This is a genomic window from Paenibacillus montaniterrae (assembly GCF_018403185.1).
Lineage (GTDB): Bacteria > Bacillota > Bacilli > Paenibacillales > Paenibacillaceae > Pristimantibacillus > Pristimantibacillus montaniterrae.
The window spans coordinates 397957-419177 of record NZ_BOSE01000001.1 but is presented as its reverse complement, the minus strand read 5'-3'; the positions used below and the strand labels follow the sequence as shown (position 1 = coordinate 419177).

The window sequence follows — 21221 nt, the reverse complement described above, 5'->3', positions numbered from 1 at the left end:
GCTTGCGGGCTCTGATCGAAGCCATTTTTTTGAACTCTTACCACTATCTCAGCTTGATCTCCATTGGCGAGGCGTCATACCGGTCTCCTTCTTAAACAGATGCGAAAAATAAGAAGTATCCTCGAAGCCGCACTGCCCTGCAATATGCTCGATAGGATCTGAGCTTTCCTTCAAAAGCCGCTTTGCTTCCTTCAAACGCAGCTCCTGCAAAAATTGGCTTAATGTTTTGCCCGTTTCTTTTTTGAACTGACGCGAAAGATGAACAGGATGAACGTCCAATTCGTTTGCCAGTTCAGCAAGCTCAAACGATTCTGTAAAATGCACATGCAAAAATCGAATAGCCTTTTTAATGAGCATCGAGTAAGGTTTAAGCTGATTATCAAGCACAGCTTGGCAGTATTCAACTCCCATCGATTCATTTAATTTTTCAAGCGCTTGAAGCGTAGTAAGCTGCTCAATCGCAAGCGCAAATTTTTCTGAAATCCGGTGCAGCAAAACAGGAGGCACGCCGCCGCGCTCAGCCGCCAGTCGAAGTATTGTGTTGAGAATGATTAAGTTGTTTTTTAATGCCCGCAGCGGTTTATTGGGAAACCGGCTGGCAGAATCAAACACTCCGCCTGCTTGCTGCCGGTTTTTTTTCAGAGCGGCCATATTGCCAGTTTCCACCGCATGCATCATCTCATTACTTAATCGGTAGCGCAAATTAATAATGGAGGCATCCGTTTCCTCATCACGATAGATTTTAGCAGCTGCTGCAGGCCCTGATGCATGGAGAGAGACAGTTTCAACCTGAGCTATATTGGATAAATGGATTAATAAATTTGCTGCGCTTAGCTGGACCGATTTGCTGAAGATCGGGATATTTTGCAAAATATGCACGTCAAGGGAGGGAGCATGCTTCTGGGAAAATGAGGATTGATTGATAAATGGACCTGCGATAATAATCGTCGATTGATCAAACATTCCACCCATATAGGAGAGAGCACCGTCATGCCAAAAAACGCATTTCTTAGGCTCATTCGCTGCTGCCGATATGATTGCGGAAAAAGCCCCTTCATTCAAGCCATCGGGGATCTGCAAAGGAGCATGCATCGTCAGGATTGCTCCAGATAAATTCAAAGCAAATACATTTAGCCGAGTTAACTGATAAAAGTTCATAACGGCATTGGACAACTCGAACGAGCCGCTCATAATTTTCCCCTCTCCATGTTAAATGACTTATAGAAATGCTAATAGTTTTATTTTTAATTCGTAGTATACGGATTATAATTGCGAATGTAAACACTTACATCGTAAAAGAGGTGCTAATCAATGCTTTATCCAATTGTAACCGATACACGCGCAGTTATTGATTTGAACGGAATATGGAAATTCAAGCTTGATCAAGGGGAAGGGTTTGCGAACAACTGGCAGCTAGGGCTGAGCGATACGGTCAGCATGTCTGTTCCAGCTTCTTATAATGATATTGGCATTACCGCGGAAATTCGCAACCACGTGGGCTGGGTATGGTATGAGCGTGAATTTTCCATGCCGGCGGCTTTGGCTTCCGAACGGGTTGTTCTGCGCTTTGGCTCGGCAACACATGCAGCAAAGGTTTATGTAAACGGCGAGCTGGCAGTCGAGCATAAAGGTGGCTTTACTCCATTTGAAGCGGAAATTAATCACTTGCTGCGAAAGGGAAGCAACCGCTTGACGGTTGCTGTTAACAACATCGTTGATGGAACGACGCTTCCAGTAGGAACCTATCTGGAAACCGAGGTGGAAGGCATTGGAAAAGTCGCCAAAAACGGCGCCAATTTTGATTTCTTCAATTATGCAGGACTGCATCGGCCTGTTAAGCTATATACGACACCGAAAACGTTTATTCGCGATATTACGGTCGTAACTGCGCTTGATGGCTCCGTTCAATATCAAGTAGAGACAGCAGCAGCAGATGTAGCTGTCTCCGTTATCGATGAAGCCGGCGCTATAGTCGCTCAATCAACAGGCGTACAAGGAACGGTCGTCATACCAAATGTTTCGTTATGGGAGCCGCTGCATGCTTACTTATATACGCTGCGCGTAGAGCTGTCAGCTGAAGGCGAAGCAATAGATAGATATGACCAGCCGTTCGGCGTACGTACAGTAGAAGTAAAGGACGGCAAGTTCCTCATTAACAATAAGCCGTTTTATTTCAAAGGCTTTGGCAAGCATGAGGATACGTATATTCATGGCCGCGGCTTTAATGAAGCTGCCAATGTACTGGATTTCAATCTGATGAAATGGATTGGCGCCAATTCCTTCCGCACCGCACATTACCCGTATTCGGAGGAAATGATGCGCCTTGCTGATCGTGAAGGCATTGTCGTTATTGATGAGACACCGGCTGTAGGCCTGCACTTAAACTTCGGCGCAACTCTTTCCGGCCTGGGTGGCGGCGTACGCAATACTTGGGAAAATACGGATACGAAGCAAGCGCATGAGCAGGTGCTTCGCGAGCTGATTGCCCGCGATAAAAACCACCCATCTGTAGTAATGTGGTCTGTTGCCAACGAGCCAGCATCAGAAGAGGAAGGGGCACTTGAATATTTTGCGCCACTCGTCAACCTGACAAGAGAGCTAGATCCGCAAAAACGTCCTGTCACCATTGTTACGCATATGCGTTCCTTGCCTGAAAACGACAAGATCGCAGAGATCATTGACGTGCTGGCGTTAAACCGCTATTACGGCTGGTATATAAATGGGGGAGATTGGGAAGCCGCTCGCCGCAATATTCGCAAGGAGCTTGACAGCTGGAGAGAGCGCTGCCCAGGCAAACCAATTATGTTCACGGAATATGGAGCAGACACGATTGCCGGCCTGCACGATATTGATCCGGTCATGTTTACGGAGGAATATCAAGTGGAATTTTACCGTGCAAACCATGAAGTATTTGATGAATATGAGGAATTTATTGGCGAGCAGGTTTGGAACTTTGCAGATTTTGCTACAAGTCAAAGCCTGATGCGTATTCAAGGCAATAAAAAAGGGATCTTTACACGCGAGCGAAAACCTAAAGCGATTGCGCACGAATTGCGCAAACGGTGGAGTGCTATTCCGGATTTTGGTTATAAGCACAGCTAATACGCGCGAATTCATTTGAAGGGAAGGAAAAGGCTGTCCGGATCAGTCACACAACGAACAGATGCTACGCATACAGACATGGCCTTCCGGACAGCCTCTTTGCCACGCGTCATCTTTCCTTTACCAGATATGAAAGCGTTTTAACGACAAGGAGGAACGAAAATGTCAAACACAGCAACGCTAAACGGACAACACTACCATTCAGCAAAAATGTGGGAAATTGCTTTATTCACTTTAAATAATACATCTACCAATCTTCATATGTTAATTTTAGGCCTCGTCACATATTATGCGACTGGAATTGCCGGATTGGCCGTAATGGTCATCAGCACCATCTTAATGGCTGCGAGAATATTTGATGGGGTGATCGATCCCGCGATTGGATACGTCATTGATAAGACAGAGTCAAGGTTTGGCAAATTTTCGCCGCTTATTTTATTAGGCAATCTTATTTCAGGCATATCCATTGCTTGCATTTTTAGCATGACGCATTTGCTGCCGCAATCGATGCAGTTTATATTTTTTGTAGCCATGCTGATCATTAACAAGATCGGCTACTCCTTTCAAACAAGTGTAACGAAAGCGGCTCAAACCGTTTTAACAAATAATCCAAAGCAGCGTCCGCTATATGCCATATTCGATGGTGTGTTTAACGCTTTTTTCTTAACCGGCGGCGGCTTCGTCATTTCTAACTTCCTGGTTCCAAAGCACGGCGGCTTCACACTTTCCTTTTTTAACGAGCTCAATATTTACGGACTAATGGTTTCTGCATTGTTTGCAATTATGGCCATTATAGGCATTCGCTCAAAAGATAAAAAAGAGTACTATGGATTGGCAGAGGAGACTGTATCAACGAGCTTGCGCGAATATTGGGGCGTCGTTAAAAGCAACAGGCCGCTGCAAATGCTTTCCTTGTCCGCATCCTTCGATAAGCTGGCAACAAGCATAGCCAGCTACTCGGTCGTTACTGTTATGCTGTACGGTATTTTGCTAGGAAATTATGCGCTGAGCGGGCAAATCGGGCTCATTACGCTAATTCCATCACTAGCTATTACAGTTCTAGCTGTCGGTATTGCCAGAAAAACAGGCTTGAAAAAAGCGTATGTCGTTTCAGCATGGGTTGGCATGCTGTCCTTCCTAGCGTTGATTGCACTATTTTTAATCGTTGAACCATCAGCGGTTTCGCTTCAAAGCATCGGGCTGCCGACTATTCTATTCCTGTTGCTGCTTGCTATAGCCAACGGTTTCTCAAGAATACCGACAACGCTTGTTGTACCTATGATCGCAGATGTTTCCGACTATGAAACCCATAAATCCGGCCGTTTCGTTCCCGGGATGATGGGCACTATCTTTTCCTTTATCGACCAGCTGTTTTCATCATTAGCACCTACGATCGTTGGGGCGGTGGTCGGCATAATCGGCTATACCTCAACTTTTCCAGAGATTGGAGAAGCATTAACAACACCACTATTTATCGTAACCTTAGTGTTGGCCTTTGGCTTGCCGGCACTTTGCCTGCTGCTGTCCATCACGTTCATGAAGTTTTACAAGCTCGACAAGCAGAAAATGGAGAGCATTCAACAGACAATCTCTGAAATGAAGGAGAAAGGCTATAAGGACGTGGCTGCAACGCAAAAATAAAATGCTTCTCGTTCCTTGATGGGTGGGTTTGGCTTATAAAGCGCTTCAGTGCTTGAAGCAGAGCATTTCTCCGGGTCGCTTTTAAAATTCTGATGCTTCTACTTATTAGGAGCTGGATCAGAATTTAAATGCGACCATCTTTTTTCAGAGCTGCTTTACTAATTGCTTGAAAAATGAGCGAATTCGCTTTAATATATAAGCATATTCTTATATAGTGATATAGGAGGGGCAATGGATATAAAATTTATAGAGAAGCAGCTAAAAGCGGTAGCTGACGTTAACCGTTTGTCGTTGTTAAGCTGTCTTAAATCTGGCGAGGTATGCGTCTGTGACCTTGTAGATGCGCTGGGCATTTCTCAGCCAGCTGTAAGCCAGCAGCTGAAAAAGCTGGAGGATGCAGGCATCGTTACATCCCGGAAGGTTGGTACCTGGAAGCACTACAGGCTGTGTGACGAGCAGACGCCAATTGTACAGACGCTATTGACTCAAATTCCACAAAGCAATTCGTGCAATTGCTCAACGGATTGCAGGGGGTAATATGAAAAAGCTAACGAAGCAGCTTTCATTATTGGATCGATACTTGACTCTTTGGATTTTTGCCGCAATGGGAGCAGGCGTTGGCATCAGCCTTCTTTTTCCAAACTTTAAGGAGCTGTTGGATGCTGCTAGTGTCGGCTCAACGAGCATTCCAATCGCAATTGGCTTAATTGTGATGATGTACCCGCCATTAGCTAAAGTAAAGTACGAGAAAATGGGGCATGTGTTCAAGAATGTCAAGCTATTAATGCTGTCGCTCATACAAAATTGGGTGCTTGGACCGCTGCTTATGTTCGTCCTCGCGTTGTTGTTTTTGCGCGACTACCCAGAGTACATGGCAGGCTTGATTATGATCGGACTAGCTAGATGCATAGCGATGGTTATCGTCTGGAATGATCTAGCCAAAGGAGATCGTGAATATGCTGCCGGGCTGGTAGCCTTTAATTCGCTATTCCAAGTTTTCGCGTATCCGTTGTTTGCTTGGCTATTTCTCCACGTTATGCCAGGCTGGTTCGGCCAGGAAACCTTCAATGTGACGATTTCGATCAACGAGGTTGCAGCGAGCGTGTTCATTTATCTTGGAATTCCTTTTATCCTCGGCATTTTAACTCGCTTAATAGGCGTTAAGCTTATGGGGGAGGAGGCATATACTGAAAAACTGCTGCCCAAGTTATCTCCTTTAACGTTAATCGCTTTATTGTTTACAATTATTATGATGTTTTCACTCAAAGGAGATAAAATCGTCGAGCTGCCGCTTGATGCTTTGCGGATCGCCGTTCCATTGTTTATTTATTTTGTCATTATGTTCGTGCTGTCGTTCTTTAGCGCCAAAAAAGCAGGAGCGAGTTACCCGGTTACTACAGCTTTATCCTTTACCGCCGCCAGCAACAATTTTGAACTGGCTATTGCTGTGGCGATAAGTGTGTTCGGACTGCATTCCGGAGCAGCGTTTGCCGCAATTATTGGTCCCTTAGTTGAGGTTCCCGTGTTAATTTCCCTTGTAGGAGTTGCGTTGTTCTGGAAGAAAAAATACTTTAAACCATCTGCTTAAGGAGCTTGGATATGGAGAAAATCATCTATTTTTTATGCACTGGAAACTCATGTCGTTCACAAATGGCAGAAGGCTGGGCCAAGCGCCTGCTGCCCGGCAATTGGAAGGTGTACAGTGCAGGCATAGAAGTGCATGGCTTAAATCCTAACGCTGTTAAAGCAATGCACGAGATAGGGATCGATATATCGAAACAAACCTCGGATATTATAAATGAGCAGCTATTAAATCGTGCAACGCTTGTCGTTACGCTATGCGGCGATGCTGCAGATAAATGTCCTGTTACGCCTCCACATGTGCGGCGCGAGCATTGGGGCTTCGATGACCCTGCCAAAGCTGAAGGGACGGAGCAAGAAAAATGGAAGGTGTTTCAAGAGGTTAGAGATTTAATCGGCAAACGAATCGAGCAATTTGTAGAGGAAGATTTAAGCAAAGCCGATTAAGACAGTTACTCATTGCTTATATCATGCAACAAAAACAGGCAAAAGCCAGGAAATATCCTTATGCTTTTGCCTATTTTTGTGCCTCCTTTTGCGGTCTACATTACTGACCGGCTATTCCTTAGGACTGTTTTCACTAAATATTTTTCTTTGCTGTTCAAATTCGGCAATTTCCTCGCCGCCGTTAAAAATAAAGTTCGTATCGTTATCGCTAATGTTGAACTCTTCCTTGCCTTCTTTATGAAGCGGCGCCAATTGGCCCTTCTGCTCGTTTTCGTTATGCTGATCTTGATGCGTCATATGCTTTACCTCCTTGGCAAATAAGTCATTTCAGCTTTATTCTTTGAAATATCTGTCTCAAATATGTACCATGTGATAAAAATGGAAGCAATCGGGCAAGCTAGGTTTAAATTACTTCTGTGAGGTGAACAGATATGGAAAACAACAAGCAAAATCAAACAGAGCAGCAATTGCCTGTAAATAAAGTGGAAGATGTAGAGTTTGCTATGGAAAATGCGGATCAGGAGGACTTGGAGGCTCTTGCACGAGCTGAGCAAGCTGACCAAAGGCAGGAATCATAAGAAGAAGGAAGGCTGAGCAACTTGGAGAAAAATATATTGGCATTTTTCAAAAGTCCGGAGGAAGCGCAAAAAGCAGCGGATCAATTGGAAGCTCTTGGCACAATTGATATGAGCATTGATCGTTTCTCCAAATATCCAGGCGGCAGTCTGAATAGCATAGGCAATCCTGTGACCGGAGAGATTTCGAGCCTGGCAAGCCTGTCGCTCAACGCTGATATTTCTGGCAGGGACGATGGCATTTTGCTGGCTGCTGGCACAGATGCGAGCGGCTATAGCGATGGAGGCCAAGGCGGCCCAACAGGACGCGATATTTTATTAACCGTAGTCGTCGATGAAAGTGTGCATCAGCAAGCCTTGCAAATTTGCGAGCAGGCAGGCGGCCTGGTGTAGCGATTAAATCAAGTTAATCAGAGTTGTAAAAGAAGAAATGCACCCATTAGAAAAGACGTTAACCAGTCAAATTCTAACGGGTGCATTTTTGCGTCTCCGCATTGCTTGCTGTAAATACAAACGATTTAGCTACATATAGCCTCACTCCATTTGTTTCGTCGCAGTTTGAAACTAGCGATTGAATAAGTATGAATGAAAATGTATAATTATTCATATATGTGAATGAATATACAATGTGAGGAGTAAGAGAATGACGTACAGCGTATTTATCGACGGACAGGAAGGCACAACCGGCTTAAGAATTTATGAGGACTTGTCAAAGCACGCGGACATTAACCTTCTGCAGATCGACTCCGATAAACGAAAGCATACTGAAGAACGCAGCAAATTTCTTAATGAAGCTGATCTTGTCTTTCTTTGCCTGCCTGATGCGGCTGCTACAGAAGCGGTTGCACTAATTAAAAATGAAAAGACGCGAATCATTAACGCCAGCACTGCATTTAGAACAGATCCAGATTGGGTATACGGCTTGCCGGAGCTGAAGCAGCAGAGGGAGCAGATCCGTTCTGCTGCAAAAGTTTCCGTTCCTGGCTGTCATGCGACGGGATTGATCCTTGCAATACGGCCGCTGATCGAGGCAGGCATTGTGCAACAGGATTACCCTGTTACGTGCTACTCTATAACAGGCTACTCCGGGGCCGGAAAAAGTGGGATAGCGGAATATGAAAATCCAGCGATATTCGCGGCGAAAAATCTGAACGCGCCAAGGCATTATGCGCTGCAGCTCAATCATAAGCATTTGCCTGAAATGATGATGTTCGCGGGCCTGCAATACGCGCCACTATTTACACCGATTAAAGCCAGCTTCGCACAAGGCATCGCCATGTCAGTGCCTTTAGTTAACAGAATGCTGCCTAAGCGCGCCTCGGCTAAGGATGTGCATGTAGCATTAGCTGCATATTATGAAGGCGAACGATTTGTTCATGTTATGCCGTATGATTCAGAAGCCTATCTCGATGAAGGGGAATTTCTAATTACCGCCTGCAATCACACAAATAGGCTGGAGATTTTCGTATTCGGTAATGACGATCAAATCAATATTATTGCAAGGTACGATAATTTAGGCAAAGGCGCGTCAGGCGCCGCGATTCAAAATATGAACCTGATGCTTGGTTTTGAAGAAGGCAATAGTTTGGTTGGGTGAGTATTGGTTTATTCTTGTTATTTATTAAATTCTTAAATATTATAATAAATGGGTCACTTCCATTTAATAAATAGGGGGATTATTGTGAGAATATTTATTATTGGGCTATCTATTACTTTTTTGTTGCTAGCTGGTTGCAGTAACGGACAACGTAATGAAGCTCCAAATGTAAGCGAATCAGTAAATTCAAGCCATGAAGAAGTAGAGAAAGAAGAAGTAGGCTTGTCTGAAAATGAAGAAGTAGACTTGCCTGCGAACGAAGAAGTTCAGAATGAGGAAACTAGTGAAGCGTTGCAAGACAAAACTATGGATAAAGAATTCATTAGTCAGTTTTTTGGCGAGTGGAGAAATAAGGATGAACGAGACATTTTGCTTACTCTTGAAGAGGGTTCAGAGCTGCTTGGTGTTGAAGATGGCCAACTATTATCAAGCTCTGAATTTTCAGTAACTGAAGTGAATAAGGATGAACAGTATATAATTATTCAAGGGTTGCGAGAGGATATTGAATACGATGAAGAGAACCCAAAAGTAGATTTTTCAAGTAAACTTATACTAAATCATGATGGAAAAGAATTGACCTACATTTATGATTACTTAAATGAAAAACAAGAAAGTCGCTGGGTAAAATAATATTTTGTACTATATTTTGAAATTCTGCTATTTGCCCAGAAAACAATACGCCCATGAGCTGATCACGGGCGTATTGTTACTCTTGTACCGACTGAAACGATTGAAGAGAGCTGTAAAACATCCTCATTATACATTCGGATACATCCATGAGATACTTCATGGCCAATCGAGGCAGGATTGTTTGTACCATGAATACCATAGTGCGGCTTCGATAATCCCATCCAGAATGCACCAAAGGGTCCGCCTGGATTGCGCTGCTTGTTTATAATCGTATATTCACCAACCGGTGTTTGAGTAACCATTTTGCCAATACCTACTGGATAGCCTCGTACAACAACCTCTGAATCCAATAGATAGAGCATTTTATCAGAAAGATCGACAATAATTCTGTAATTTGGCATCCGCATCAGCCTCCTTATTTCCTAATTAGCGTATGAGATCATAGGGCGGATTGACTGGGCTATCCAACTATTAGCCTAAAAATCTAACAACAGCCCATAACCTTTCACAGCTATTTAAGGGAACGATCAATAGCTTCACCCAATTTTTGTGAGCTTTGTACCTTTCGCCCACGGTCTGTTCCGTTATATTCTAAAGTGATAGCAGCTTATGATGTAGACTCTATGTTTTACTTTAGAAGGAGAAGGTGAACGATGGACTGGTTGGATAAAGAAATTGCAGAGCAGTGGCGGGCTGAAGGTAAGCGTTACGCCTCTGAAATTAATGAATATGTTCGTATTGGCACAGAAACAGACTGGTCAGAGGACATTCACGAACCCGAGGAGGACCAGCGCCGAACTATTGCCTCTCAGGTTGTTGCCATGATTCGCGCAGCCAACTCGGCAGGCGAGTATGCAAAGCTGAGGGAACAGCTGCCGCCTGCATCATGGCCGATTACGTCTGAGTTTAAGGAGCAGCTTCAAGGTGTTAAGCCGCTAGCTTATTTGACAGATGGCAGCCTGCTCGTGCAGGCAGGCGGTTTGCATGGCAAAAGCACCGTATACATACTGCATGACGACACATTGACTGTTGTTTCCGATGCATCATACGCAGGCGGCTCAGCTGACGGCAGCTATGTCGCTCTTGTAGATGAGCAGGGAATACGCGTTGTTAAAGGAAAGACCGCTACTGCAGCAGGTGAACAGACCGCTGCTTACCGATGGAAGGATGTGCAAATGACGCTTAAAGCAGCCCTTACGGACGTGGCATCGCTAGCCGATGAGGAGCATCCTGATCGTATTATCGAGGAAGTTATCCCTTTTGAAGGCGGTAAAAGAGTTCTGCTCGTCAGCAGCTACGGCATTTATTTGCTCAGCGATGAAGGTGAAGCAGAGCTGCTCCATCCCGAGCTGTCAGACCTGCAGGAATATGAGGCAGAAGACACATACATCGATATGGCTCATGGCGATGTATCTCCGGATGGAAGATGGCTGGCATATGGTGCGCAGAGCAGTACACATATGCTGCGGGATATGCAGTGCGGGAAGGTTTATGAATTTGAGCCGATTTCCAGCTATCCGCATTTCGCGCGCTTTTCCAAGGACGGGGAAGAGGTGTGGTACAACTCCTGTCATTTTTATAATGGGGGAACGTTCAAGGTGCTGCTTGAGCAAGCGGAGCAAGGAAAGCTTGACAGCAGTTCCGAGGATGGTCCAACGATGAATGAAGAGATGCGCGTTTATGCAGCTGCTGCACTAGAGAACGGGCATATTTTAGGTGATGCATACGGCTATTTGAAGCTGATTGACAAGGAAGGTCGAGAAATTTGGCGTTACTTTGTAGGCAGCACCATTTCCGGGATGAAGGCTGCAGCAGACGGCTCGATGCTGGCTGTCGGAACATATGGAGGCATGCTTCATCTGCTGAAGCTGGATAGCGGCGAAAAGAGCGAATATAGCATCGGCACAGCCGACATTTTGGAAATTGACCGCTGGATTCTGTGGCAAAAGCAAGAGCCGCTGCGCTGGTAGCACGACTTGCGGGCAAATCATAATCATGAACATGATGGAGGGATCATATGAACGAAGACAATATTACAACTGGCTGGGACGCTATCGAGGCGCAAATGGTCAGGCTTTATGGTACACAGGAGCCGAAGCATTACGGAACGATGATTCCTTATATGCTGGGCGGTAATGATCCGTTGGATGGCCTTAGTGCCTACAAGGCAGATAAACCGCTGCCGCACTGGCATATCGTAACCTTCGGTTTTTCTGAGCTGTATGAAAAGGAATCTAAAAACGCCGATTACAGTGGCTTCGGTTTCGAGCTTACCTTTCGGCTTGCGCGTGAGGAGCATGAAGAGGAGCCGCCTATGTGGGCGCTGAATCTGCTGCAAAATATGGCGCGCTACGTGTTCAACAGCGGCAACGTCTTTGTTTCAGGCGATCATTTGGATGCCAACGGTCCGATCTGTCTTGGAGCAGATACGAAAATAACCGCGCTTGCCTTTATCGAGGATGCGGAGCTGCCTGCTGTGGACACAGAGAATGGGCGAGTCGAATTTATCCAAATGGTTGGCATTACCGAGGATGAGCTGGAGGCAATGAAAACATGGAGTACACTCAACATGCTGGAAGCGTGCCAAAAGCAAATGCCAGGCTATATTACCAGCTTGTCGAGAGAATCTGTGCTGCAGGATCCCGCAGTTTACGATGCTGTACAGAAAGGCATCGAGCGAGACGGCTCGAGTACCGGCTTCCTGTTTGTCGATCAGTTATTATGGGAGTCTGGCCAAAGCAGCCAATCTGGAAAAAATTCTGCCGTGCTTACCTTGGGAGCCAAGCAAGCCGCTGCGGTTAGTACACTGCTGCGCGGGCGACTCCTGAAGCAAAGAGATTTGATATTATCAGGTCAAAATTTGCAGGTCGTGCTGCTCCTCGGCGATAAATCCGAGTATGAAATAACGGAAAACAACGTTCTCTTGATTTTGGACACAGCGACAATTACCGAACTTTCACAAGTTCTGGGACCGAAGGAAGCGGAGATACGGCTGTCTGCTTTTGATGATCTGATCATTCGGGTCGTGAAAACCAATATTAAGGATCAGGACGGAAATATTGTATCCACTATAGGGTAACCATCACAGCGCTAAATTGAAGAACAGGAGAACCTGTATGGATAAGCAATCTTATGCCAAGTATTTGTTTCAGCTTATGGGTGAGGAAGTTGAAGATGATGAGCTCATAGAAGAAATGCTGTATGGGTATTTTCAGATGTATATGCCTAGCGGCAAAGGGGTGGAGGCTACCTTTAAACCGCTGGAGGATGGCGATGCCTATTTGCAGCGCATTAATAGAATCTATGAAATACTCGATCATTCGGATTTTGCTGGTGAAACCGTGCCGGGTTATTTCAATAGTAAAGCTAAAGATGTTCCTCCGACGGTGCTGAAGCAGCATGGCGAGCAGTTTATTCTGGCATTAAAGCAATTGTTGGTTGAGTACGTTACAGACGAACGGGATAGCGTAAATGAGGCGGTCGCATATTTGTCGGGAATCGAAGAGATCCTTATTGTTCCGCATGGGCAACTGGACAGCATCCGCCAATCCCATGATTCAGCGCTGTATGAGACAATTTTTGATGTTGTAAGCGAGCATAAAAATTACGACGAGCCGATTGAAGTTTTAAATGAAGCGTATTATTCAATTGCCTGTGATTATTGGCTTTCCTATTATTTGCAGTGGCATCGCTACAAGCTAAAGGGCGATCCGTTTGCACCTTATTTCGAGCTGTTTGCGCTTGGATATTCGGCAGTTTTCTCAGACAATAAGCTATATATCGGCTCGTGACCTATTCGACGTCGAATCCACTACGAAGCAACACCTCGCCATCAAAGTCGGGCTAGTTGAACTTCCCCTTATAGTACGTGTTTCAAATAGCTCGGCTTTCAGGACCAAGAAGATGGCTCGATACTAGAAAGCGAGGAGCGCAGCGTAGGCAAAAAGCTACGTGAGCACCGCAGCTTTCGGTAGCGTGACATATTCGCCGTCGACTACGCTACAACGCAATCACATCGTCATCAAAGTCGGGCTAGTTGAACTTCCCTTCCAATAAAGGTTCAAATAGCTCGGCTTTCAGGACCAAGAAGATGGCTCGATACTAGAAAGCGAGGAGCGCAGCGTAGGCCAATAGCTACGTGAGCACCGGAGCTTTCGGTAGCGTGACATATTCGACGTCGAATACGCTAAAAAGAAACTGCATCGTCATCAAAGTCGGGCTATTTGAACTTCCTCTCATAGTGGCTTAAGGCTAGTAGCGAATAAATATACCGATAACTATGATAATGAACATAAAAATTGCCTGGCAGGCCTGCTCCAGTAGGATATACGGTCTGCCAGCTTTGTTCAGCATGAAACGCGATTAAACGTTCTATTCCTTTGTTAATCGCACTAGTCGGTTTATCATTTACGGCGATTAACGCATCCAAAGCCCAAGCGGTTTGCGACGGTGTGCTGCTATGCAGCGGAGTATACCGCATTAGTCGGTCGCTGTCGCAGGACTCGCCCCAGCCGCCATCTTCATTCTGGATTGACAGCAGCCAATGCGCTGCTTTTTGCACCGCCTTATCATTTGCAGGCAGGCCCACAGCCATTAAGCCTGTCAACGCGGCCCATGTGCCATATAGATAGCAAATTCCCCACTTGCCATACCATGAACCATCCGCCTCCTGATTGTTCAACAGCCATTTTACGCCGCGCCGAATATGTGGACTTTGCCGATCAAGCGTGGTGTAGTTCCCCAAATATTCCAATGTCCTACCCGTTAAGTCCGCAGTAGATGGGTCAATCGCGGCCGCTTTGGCGCCATCAAGTGCAAGCCAGGTAAGCATTTTATTATCTACACTTTTCTCGAAGGCTGGCCAGCCGCCATCCTTATTTTGCATCGACAGTACCCAATCAAGCCCCAAATTTGTTGACACCCGATAGGCATTATCCAGCTGAGAGGCTGGATAGATGGCGCGAAGCGCTGCTGTCGTATCATCGAGATCAGGGTTAATTGTATTCGTCTCGGAAAATCCCCAGCCGCCAGGAGCTGCATGTGCGTTATGGATGCTCCAGTCTCCTTTTTTATGCTGCTGTTGTGTTAGCAGGTATGCATTCGCTCGCCGAATGGCAGGGTGATCCATTGGCACATTTGCTTGCTGCAGGGCATAGCTGATCAGTGCTGTGTCCCAAATCGTAGAAGGCGAGTTTTGTATCGTAATGTCGCCGTTCGAGCTGCGGCCGCGCATTGCAAGCAGACCTTCAACCGCCTTGACAATTCGCGGATGCTGTGCATCGTAGCCTAAAGCGAGCAGCGAGAAGACCATCAAGATCGTACAGCTGGCATAACTGTAAAGCGTTCCGTCCTCCTCAATTCTATCCAGCATAAACTGCTCTGCCTTTTCTTGAGCTATTTCGTGCAGTGCGGACCCAATCAATCGGCTGCGTCCCGCTTCAATGCTGTCCAGCATCTGGTGAAATTCAGCAGTCCAATGGTCGTCAATATGACGATTGGCGCTTTCTACGATCAGATCATGCAGTTGGACTGGCGATTGAATATGAAAGCTGTGTTTAGCCATAATCAGCATCGGAATAAGATGAACTCTGGAGTAGCCGGAAAAGTCAAAGAGATTGATAGGGGAGAAGGAAGGGAGCAGCATAAATTGTAGCGGAATGGAAGAGATCGAGTCAGGCCATGGAATTTGTCCAGTAATTGCCAGTATGGTTTTACTTAACAGCCCTTTCGTATTTGTAATTCCGCCATGTGTGAGGATATACTGCTTGGACCTTTGGATATGCTCATCCTCTGCTTGACTATAGCCGGAGAAGAGCAGAGCAAGCACATTGTCAATCGTCGCTGCAAGATTGCCATTTTCCTCATCTTGATATAATGCCCAGTACCCGTCCTGATGCTGTTCATTTACGATTCGTTGGTGCAGCTGCCGAATAATCGATTCATCTGGATAGCGGACGGCCCGCAGAAGAATAATCATATAGGCATCAATAATTGTCCCATTTTCAAAGCAAAAGCGCCACGTTCCGTCCGATTGCTGCTGTTCAATAAGAAATTCGCTTAGCTGATTTATTGCAGCTTGAACTTGAAGCTGATCTACTCGCGTTTCCATGAATGACTGCGACCTCCTGTTTGCCGTTTTTTACATATATATTGAGATAGCAGCGCAATCATGTTAAATAGATGGACTCAACAGCAAACATAGACAGCTTCGCCTGAAGCAGTTTTCATAGAGGATAGAAAGAGTGAATACAATAACAATTTAATCTTAATTGATAATTATTTATTGTAAAACGATAAATTCTATGATACATTCTAGTTACAATAATTCAGTGAGGTGTATGTATGACACGAGGAACAACCCTTTTTCTAAAGTCGGCGTTAATTCTGATTGGACTTCCAGTTCTTGCGCTATGCATCTTTTTCGTACCATGGATCGCGAACTATGCCGTAAAGCTGTACCCTGATATGGCCTATCTAAAATATCTCGTCCTACTCGATTTGTATGCAGCGGCAATTCCTTTCTACGCTGCACTTTATCAAGCGTTTAAGCTTTTAGGCTACATTGACAAAAATCAAGCCTTTTCCGAGCTGTCTGTTGCTGCTTTGAAAAAGATTAAACTGTGCGCGATCTCAATTAGTGCGCTGTATGCGGTTGGCTTGCCGCTTTTATACCTTATCGCAGAGGCGGATGACGCTCCAGGACTTATTTTAATCGGCCTGGTTATCATCTTTGCTTCTCTTGTCATTGCCGTGTTTGCCGCTGTACTTCAAAGGCTGTTAAAAGAGGCGATCGATATAAAATCAGAAAATGACTTGACGGTCTGAGGTGAATGAGATGGCGATTATAATCAATATTGATGTCATGCTGGCTAAACGTAAAATGAGCGTCACAGAGCTGTCGGAGAAGGTTGGAATTACAATGGCCAACCTCTCCATACTGAAAAATGGAAAGGCTAAAGCGATACGCATTTCCACGCTGGAAGCGATTTGCAAGGCATTGGATTGTCAGCCGGGCGATATTTTGGAGTACCGAAGCGATGAAGAGACTTCAGACTAGCGAAGGGGTGGGGAGGAGCAGCCTATGAATCTAACAATTGAAAACCGTTCCGAGAAGAAAACATGGCAGGCAAAGGCGTTGCACGCATGGCTGCAGCTCGTTCGTTTTGGCTGGGAGCAAGCGCTGTCCTGCCTGTTTCCTGTCGTTATTTTTGCCTCGTTGGCATTAACGCAAATTATTCCGCTTCCTTTGCTGCCGCGCTATGACTGGCTGCTTATCATCTGTCTGCTGATGCAGTGGTGGATGGTGCGATCAGGGCTTGAAACACGCGATGAGCTAAAAGTTATTACCGTGTTCCATCTGATCGGGCTTGCTTTGGAGCTGTTCAAGGTACATATGGGCTCATGGTCGTACCCGGGAGAAGGGTATTCCAAATTATTCGGAGTACCGTTGTACAGCGGCTTTATGTATGCAAGTGTAGCCAGCTATCTTTGCCAGGCGTGGCGCAGACTGAAGGTCGAGCTCATTAGATGGCCATCGTTTTGGCTCGTCGTATGCTTGGCTGCCGCGATCTATTTAAACTTTTTCACCCATCATTACTGGATTGACGTTCGCTGGTGGTTATCCGGCCTTGTCATTATTGTTTTTTGGCGCACATGGGTCATCTATGAGGTGAATGGAACACGCTACCGCATGCCGCTTGCGCTATCCTTTGTGCTTATCGGATTTTTCATCTGGGTTGCTGAAAATATCGCCACCTTCTTCGGCGCATGGCAATATCCTAACCAGACAGAAGCATGGAACCTCGTTCACCTAAGTAAAGTGAGCTCATGGCTCCTGCTAGTGATTGTTAGTTTTTTGATTGTGGCATCTTTAAAGCTAGTAAAAGAAAAGCAAACTTTAGAGGATGTTTAAAAAGTCCGAAGTTGATTACGAAGCACAGCGTTGCAGCTAATTCAGCATCGAATATGACAGGCTACCGGAAGCTGTGGTGCTCACGCAGCTTGTGCTTACGCTGTGTGCTTCTCGCTTTCTAGTATCCAGCCATCTTCTTTTCACTGGGAGCATTATTCCAAGCTCAAAGCATTTGGCGCTAAGCATGATCAGGAGCATCCCGCAGCAGGAGATGGTTGCTGTTGCCGAGCTTGGCTCGGGTACAGGCGCGATTACGCGGTACATCGCTCAAGTCGATGCGAAGCAGGTATTATTGTTCGAGCAGAATTCGCGCATGCGACAGCGGCTTGAACAAGCTTATCCGGCATTTCAATGTCATCATAATGCACTGCAATTGCGAGAGGTGCTCGATCAATCGGGAATTAGTCAGTTGGATTGCATTTGGAGCGGCCTGCCTTTTTTCAACTTTGCTCAATCAGTTCGCACCGCGCTGCTGGAGCAAATCCTGCTAAGCTTAAAGCCTGGCGGCTGGTTCAAGGAAGCGGAGGGCTATGGACTAGCCCTGCCATTAAAAATTCATATCAATCATTGACAGGACACCATTTGGTGTCCTATTATTTATATGTCACCAAATGGTGTCCTTTAGCAAGCCTTTCTTGTGGACGCAACGTCCAGACTGTATAGTAAAAGGTGGAGAGAAGAGCGGCTGTCCCTTGGCAATAATAGTAAGGAGATGGTGCTGTGAGTGAGAATAATCAATCGCGGGATGTTTTTGCTGCGATTGCAGATCCAACAAGGCGCCGGCTGATTCAGCTGTTGGCGGAGGCCGACGAGCTGCCCCTTCACGAGCTAACCGTGCATTTTGATATGGGGCGAACAGCTGTTTCCAAGCATTTAACAATTCTTAAAGAAGCCGGGCTGGTATTAGACCGAAAAGTTGGCAGAGAGACACGATTCAGGCTAAATGCCTCTCCCCTAAAAGAAATACAGGATTGGGTGGCTTTCTATAGCAAATTTTGGAGAACAAATATGCTGCGCTTAAACCAGCTATTAGAGGAGGAAAATGAATGAGTTTAAAGCTGGAATTGGATTTTCAGTACACGACCACAATCGAGAAGCTTTGGAAGGCGCTAACGGATGCTGACAAGCTGGCCCAATGGGTTCTGCCAAATGATTTTAAGCCAATCGTAGGACATCGTTTTCAGTTTCGTTCTGAACCAAACGAATGGTGGGACGGCATTATTGAAGGAGAAGTACTAGTCATAGAAGAGCCTACTCGTTTGTCCTATTCCTGGGGCACTGGCGATGAAACGCATACTGTCGTTTGGACGCTGCAGGATTTAGGAGACGGAAAGGTGAATCTTCATCTGGAACAAACGGGCTTCTCCAATATTCACGGACTAAACGGAGCCAAGCATGGCTGGAGCGCATGGTGCAGCGAATTGGATAAGGTGCTGGGCTAATCAACTCGATCGGAAGGATGTTAGTCATGAACGAAGCGAATCAGGAATATATCGTCATCTCAGCCGCAAGAGAAAACAATCTAAAAAACGTATCGCTGCGTATCCCGAAACGGAAGATCACCATTTTTACCGGAGTATCCGGATCAGGCAAGTCATCCATCGTATTCGATACGATTGCTGCGGAATCGTCGCGCTTGCTGAATGAAAACTTCAGCATGTTTGTACGCACCTTTTTGCCGCGCTATCCGCAGCCGGATGCCGACGCGATTGAAAATTTGAGCATGGCCGTAATTGTTGATCAGAAGCGGCTGGGCGGGGGCTCCCATTCTACGATGGGGACGATTACCGATATTTCTCCGATTCTCCGCTTGCTCTTTTCTCGCATAGGCCAGCCCTATGTAGGCGAAGCGCATATGTTCTCATTTAACGATCCGCATGGCATGTGTCCCGAATGCAATGGAATTGGCCGCAAGCTTGGCGTTATGATGAGCAAGGCGATCGATATGTCCAAGTCGTTGAACGAAGGGGCCATTATGCTGCCGGATTATGCGGTGGACGGCTGGGAATGGAACATGATTATGCAGTCTGGCAGCTTTGATCCCGATAAAAAGCTGAGCGATTATTCGGCTGAGGAGCTGGAGCTGCTGCTATATGGCAAGGCACGCAAGGTAAAGATGGATTTCGCTGGAAAGGCAACAAATATTACAGTGGAAGGCGTCATTGAGAAGTTTACGAACAAATATATTAAGCAGGATGTTAAGACGAAATCCGAGCGTACGCAGAAAGCGGTCGCGCCGTTCATCTCCGAAGGACCATGCCCTGGCTGCCACGGTGCACGACTAAATCAAGCGGCGCTAGGCTGCAAAATCAATGGACTGAACATAGCGGAGATGTCAGCGATGGAGGTTGGCCAGTTGATTCGTGTAATCCGCGAAATTGACGATGCGATGGCTGCACCTGTCGTTAAATCACTAATCGAGCGGCTGCAGCATTTGGTCGATATTGGGCTGGATTACTTGACACTGGATCGCGAGACGGACACGCTGTCAGGCGGCGAGTCGCAGCGCGTCAAAATGGTCAAGCATTTAAGCGGCAGCCTGGTGGACGTTACCTATATATTCGACGAGCCAAGCGTTGGCTTGCATCCACGCGATGTACACCGCTTGAATGAACTGCTGCAAAAGCTGCGCGACAAGGGCAATACCGTTATCGTTGTCGAGCATGATCCGGATGTTATCAAGGTAGCCGATCATATCGTCGATGTTGGCCCACACGCTGGCAGCCGCGGCGGTACAATTGTTTATGAGGGCAGCTACCAGGGGCTGCTTGAGTCTAATACATTAACTGGCACTCATATGAAGCGGCCGCTCCAGCTAAAGCAAGCATGCAGACAGCCGTCCGGCAAGCTGTCGATCAAGGATGCCACCCTGCATAATTTGCAAAACGTAAGCGTCGATATCCCTGCTGGCGTACTGACAGTCGTTACTGGTGTCGCCGGCTCTGGCAAAAGCACCTTAATTAACGAAGTATTTCTAAGCCAGCATCCCGATGCGATCGTCATTGACCAATCGGCGATTGGCGTCTCAACGCGCTCGAACCCTGCCACCTATACCGGCATTATGGATGATGTGCGCAAAGCATTTGCCACTGCGAACAAGGTTAACCAAGGCTTGTTCAGCTTCAACTCGAAGGGTGCATGCGAGAACTGCCAGGGTTTGGGCGTTGTATATGTTGATCTATCCTTCTTCGAAAGCGTTAAGCTGCCTTGCGAAGTATGCGGCGGCAAACGGTTTAAACAAGAAGTGCTCGACTACAAGCTGAACGGCAAATCGATTGCGGATGTGCTGGAAATGACGGTAGAACAAGCTTTGGAGTTCTTCCAGCTGAAGGAGGTTGTACGCAAGCTGCAGGCAATGAGTGATGTCGGCTTGAACTATATTACGCTCGGTCAGCCGCTCAGCACGCTGTCGGGCGGGGAATGCCAGCGCATCAAGCTGGCAAGCGAGCTGCATAAGCAAGGCAGCATTTATGTAATGGATGAACCAACGACTGGCTTGCACATGTCAGATATTGGCCACCTGCTGGCGATTATGAATCGTCTGGTCGATGCCGGCAATACCGTAATCGTAATCGAGCATAATATCGACGTCATCAGCCAGGCAGACTGGATCATCGACATGGGGCCGGACGGAGGCAGCAGAGGCGGCCAGGTCGTATTCGAGGGAACGCCTGCGCAGATTGTCAAGGCGGCGCAATCGATTACGGGAAAATATTTGCAGGGGTAAATGACGGTA

General features: G+C 46.3%; 23 protein-coding genes. 19 read left to right on the top strand and 4 right to left on the bottom strand.

What is annotated here, in order from left to right; translation table 11 throughout:
* Positions 1-48 precede the first annotated feature (48 nt).
* Complete coding sequence (locus tag KJS52_RS02035; RefSeq protein ID WP_213512965.1) at positions 49-1191, bottom strand: AraC family transcriptional regulator; 1143 nt, start codon at positions 1189-1191, stop codon at positions 49-51.
* Positions 1192-1311: 120 nt separating this feature from the next.
* Between KJS52_RS02035 and uidA the strand changes: the two genes are divergently transcribed.
* The 5 genes from uidA to arsC all read left to right on the top strand — a co-directional run bounded on the left by uidA (position 1312) and on the right by arsC (position 6771).
* Positions 1312-3102, top strand: a complete 1791-nt coding sequence (gene uidA, locus KJS52_RS02030) for a beta-glucuronidase (protein WP_213512964.1) — start codon at positions 1312-1314, stop codon at positions 3100-3102.
* A gap of 162 nt (positions 3103-3264) precedes the next feature.
* Entirely contained in the window at positions 3265-4743 is a 1479-nt protein-coding gene (locus tag KJS52_RS02025; RefSeq protein WP_213512963.1) for an MFS transporter, read from the top strand.
* Between the two features lie 231 nt (positions 4744-4974).
* Positions 4975-5280 (top strand): ArsR/SmtB family transcription factor, encoded by a 306-nt coding sequence (locus KJS52_RS02020; protein ID WP_213512962.1) that lies wholly within the window; start codon positions 4975-4977, stop codon positions 5278-5280.
* Between the two features lies 1 nt (position 5281).
* The gene (arsB, locus tag KJS52_RS02015) at positions 5282-6331 is read left to right on the top strand and encodes an ACR3 family arsenite efflux transporter (protein WP_213512961.1); all 1050 of its coding nucleotides are present in this window, start codon (positions 5282-5284) and stop codon (positions 6329-6331) included.
* Positions 6332-6342: 11 nt separating this feature from the next.
* The gene (gene arsC, locus KJS52_RS02010; protein ID WP_213512960.1) at positions 6343-6771 is read left to right on the top strand and encodes an arsenate reductase (thioredoxin); all 429 of its coding nucleotides are present in this window, start codon (positions 6343-6345) and stop codon (positions 6769-6771) included.
* Positions 6772-6882: 111 nt separating this feature from the next.
* Here arsC and KJS52_RS02005 read toward each other — a convergent pair whose 3' ends face one another.
* Positions 6883-7068, bottom strand: a complete 186-nt coding sequence (locus KJS52_RS02005; protein WP_213512959.1) for a hypothetical protein — start codon at positions 7066-7068, stop codon at positions 6883-6885.
* 134 nt (positions 7069-7202) lie between these two features.
* Here KJS52_RS02005 and KJS52_RS02000 point away from each other — a divergent pair, with 134 nt between their 5' ends.
* The 4 genes from KJS52_RS02000 (at position 7203) to KJS52_RS01985 (ending at position 9573) form a co-directional block, all read left to right on the top strand.
* Complete coding sequence (locus KJS52_RS02000) at positions 7203-7349, top strand: YfhD family protein (RefSeq protein ID WP_213512958.1); 147 nt, start codon at positions 7203-7205, stop codon at positions 7347-7349.
* Between the two features lie 21 nt (positions 7350-7370).
* Positions 7371-7739, top strand: coding sequence for a hypothetical protein (locus KJS52_RS01995; protein ID WP_373871320.1), 369 nt, complete (start codon positions 7371-7373; stop codon positions 7737-7739).
* Between the two features lie 250 nt (positions 7740-7989).
* Positions 7990-8943 (top strand): N-acetyl-gamma-glutamyl-phosphate reductase, encoded by a 954-nt coding sequence (gene argC / locus KJS52_RS01990; protein ID WP_213512957.1) that lies wholly within the window; start codon positions 7990-7992, stop codon positions 8941-8943.
* Between the two features lie 84 nt (positions 8944-9027).
* On the top strand, positions 9028-9573 hold the full coding sequence (locus tag KJS52_RS01985) for a hypothetical protein (protein WP_213512956.1): 546 nt from the start codon (positions 9028-9030) through the stop codon (positions 9571-9573).
* 62 nt (positions 9574-9635) lie between these two features.
* Here KJS52_RS01985 and KJS52_RS01980 read toward each other — a convergent pair whose 3' ends face one another.
* A complete protein-coding gene (locus KJS52_RS01980; RefSeq protein ID WP_213512955.1) occupies positions 9636-9974 on the bottom strand; it encodes a L,D-transpeptidase in 339 nt (112 codons plus the stop codon).
* Positions 9975-10226: 252 nt separating this feature from the next.
* On the opposite strand from KJS52_RS01980, the gene KJS52_RS01975 reads away from it, so the two are divergent.
* The 3 genes from KJS52_RS01975 to KJS52_RS01965 are packed head-to-tail and all read left to right on the top strand — an operon-like array spanning position 10227 to position 13364.
* Complete coding sequence (locus tag KJS52_RS01975; protein ID WP_213512954.1) at positions 10227-11543, top strand: WD40 repeat domain-containing protein; 1317 nt, start codon at positions 10227-10229, stop codon at positions 11541-11543.
* A 47-nt stretch (positions 11544-11590) separates the two neighbouring features.
* Positions 11591-12652 carry a suppressor of fused domain protein gene (locus KJS52_RS01970; RefSeq protein WP_213512953.1) on the top strand — a complete coding sequence of 354 codons (1062 nt, stop codon included), beginning with the start codon at positions 11591-11593 and terminating at the stop codon, positions 12650-12652.
* 37 nt (positions 12653-12689) lie between these two features.
* Positions 12690-13364, top strand: a complete 675-nt coding sequence (locus tag KJS52_RS01965) for a hypothetical protein (protein WP_213512952.1) — start codon at positions 12690-12692, stop codon at positions 13362-13364.
* 428 nt (positions 13365-13792) lie between these two features.
* Here KJS52_RS01965 and shc read toward each other — a convergent pair whose 3' ends face one another.
* On the bottom strand, positions 13793-15682 hold the full coding sequence (shc, locus tag KJS52_RS01960) for a squalene--hopene cyclase (RefSeq protein WP_213512951.1): 1890 nt from the start codon (positions 15680-15682) through the stop codon (positions 13793-13795).
* A gap of 233 nt (positions 15683-15915) precedes the next feature.
* Between shc and KJS52_RS01955 the strand changes: the two genes are divergently transcribed.
* The 7 genes from KJS52_RS01955 (at position 15916) to KJS52_RS01925 (ending at position 21212) form a co-directional block, all read left to right on the top strand.
* Positions 15916-16398, top strand: coding sequence for a DUF2975 domain-containing protein (locus tag KJS52_RS01955; RefSeq protein WP_213512950.1), 483 nt, complete (start codon positions 15916-15918; stop codon positions 16396-16398).
* A 10-nt stretch (positions 16399-16408) separates the two neighbouring features.
* A complete protein-coding gene (locus tag KJS52_RS01950) occupies positions 16409-16630 on the top strand; it encodes a helix-turn-helix domain-containing protein (RefSeq protein ID WP_213512949.1) in 222 nt (73 codons plus the stop codon).
* A gap of 78 nt (positions 16631-16708) precedes the next feature.
* On the top strand, positions 16709-17485 hold the full coding sequence (locus KJS52_RS01945; RefSeq protein ID WP_213513768.1) for a DUF817 domain-containing protein: 777 nt from the start codon (positions 16709-16711) through the stop codon (positions 17483-17485).
* Positions 17486-17669: 184 nt separating this feature from the next.
* The gene (locus tag KJS52_RS01940; protein WP_213512948.1) at positions 17670-18056 is read left to right on the top strand and encodes a methyltransferase domain-containing protein; all 387 of its coding nucleotides are present in this window, start codon (positions 17670-17672) and stop codon (positions 18054-18056) included.
* Between the two features lie 149 nt (positions 18057-18205).
* Positions 18206-18535, top strand: coding sequence for an ArsR/SmtB family transcription factor (locus KJS52_RS01935; protein ID WP_213512947.1), 330 nt, complete (start codon positions 18206-18208; stop codon positions 18533-18535).
* Positions 18532-18927, top strand: a complete 396-nt coding sequence (locus tag KJS52_RS01930; protein WP_213512946.1) for an SRPBCC family protein — start codon at positions 18532-18534, stop codon at positions 18925-18927. Before KJS52_RS01935 ends, KJS52_RS01930 begins: the two co-directional genes overlap by 4 nt.
* A 26-nt stretch (positions 18928-18953) precedes the next feature.
* Positions 18954-21212, top strand: a complete 2259-nt coding sequence (locus tag KJS52_RS01925; protein ID WP_213512945.1) for an ATP-binding cassette domain-containing protein — start codon at positions 18954-18956, stop codon at positions 21210-21212.
* The last annotated feature ends 9 nt before the right edge of the window (positions 21213-21221 follow it).

Excerpts from the sequence above, each read along its gene's own strand:
- KJS52_RS01925 (WP_213512945.1), top strand. The coding sequence starts at position 18,954 with ATGAACGAAGCGAATCAGGAATATATCGTCATCTCAGCCGCAAGAGAA.
- KJS52_RS02035 (WP_213512965.1), bottom strand. The coding sequence starts at position 1,191 with ATGAGCGGCTCGTTCGAGTTGTCCAATGCCGTTATGAACTTTTATCAG.
- KJS52_RS01975 (WP_213512954.1), top strand. The coding sequence starts at position 10,227 with ATGGACTGGTTGGATAAAGAAATTGCAGAGCAGTGGCGGGCTGAAGGT.
- argC (WP_213512957.1), top strand. The coding sequence starts at position 7,990 with ATGACGTACAGCGTATTTATCGACGGACAGGAAGGCACAACCGGCTTA.
- KJS52_RS01950 (WP_213512949.1), top strand. The coding sequence starts at position 16,409 with ATGGCGATTATAATCAATATTGATGTCATGCTGGCTAAACGTAAAATG.
- KJS52_RS01980 (WP_213512955.1), bottom strand. The coding sequence starts at position 9,974 with ATGCCAAATTACAGAATTATTGTCGATCTTTCTGATAAAATGCTCTAT.
- arsC (WP_213512960.1), top strand. The coding sequence starts at position 6,343 with ATGGAGAAAATCATCTATTTTTTATGCACTGGAAACTCATGTCGTTCA.
- uidA (WP_213512964.1), top strand. The coding sequence starts at position 1,312 with ATGCTTTATCCAATTGTAACCGATACACGCGCAGTTATTGATTTGAAC.
- KJS52_RS01940 (WP_213512948.1), top strand. The coding sequence starts at position 17,670 with ATGATCAGGAGCATCCCGCAGCAGGAGATGGTTGCTGTTGCCGAGCTT.
- shc (WP_213512951.1), bottom strand. The coding sequence starts at position 15,682 with ATGGAAACGCGAGTAGATCAGCTTCAAGTTCAAGCTGCAATAAATCAG.
- KJS52_RS01955 (WP_213512950.1), top strand. The coding sequence starts at position 15,916 with ATGACACGAGGAACAACCCTTTTTCTAAAGTCGGCGTTAATTCTGATT.
- KJS52_RS01970 (WP_213512953.1), top strand. The coding sequence starts at position 11,591 with ATGAACGAAGACAATATTACAACTGGCTGGGACGCTATCGAGGCGCAA.
- arsB (WP_213512961.1), top strand. The coding sequence starts at position 5,282 with ATGAAAAAGCTAACGAAGCAGCTTTCATTATTGGATCGATACTTGACT.
- KJS52_RS02025 (WP_213512963.1), top strand. The coding sequence starts at position 3,265 with ATGTCAAACACAGCAACGCTAAACGGACAACACTACCATTCAGCAAAA.
- KJS52_RS01930 (WP_213512946.1), top strand. The coding sequence starts at position 18,532 with ATGAGTTTAAAGCTGGAATTGGATTTTCAGTACACGACCACAATCGAG.
- KJS52_RS02000 (WP_213512958.1), top strand. The coding sequence starts at position 7,203 with ATGGAAAACAACAAGCAAAATCAAACAGAGCAGCAATTGCCTGTAAAT.
- KJS52_RS02005 (WP_213512959.1), bottom strand. The coding sequence starts at position 7,068 with ATGACGCATCAAGATCAGCATAACGAAAACGAGCAGAAGGGCCAATTG.
- KJS52_RS02020 (WP_213512962.1), top strand. The coding sequence starts at position 4,975 with ATGGATATAAAATTTATAGAGAAGCAGCTAAAAGCGGTAGCTGACGTT.
- KJS52_RS01965 (WP_213512952.1), top strand. The coding sequence starts at position 12,690 with ATGGATAAGCAATCTTATGCCAAGTATTTGTTTCAGCTTATGGGTGAG.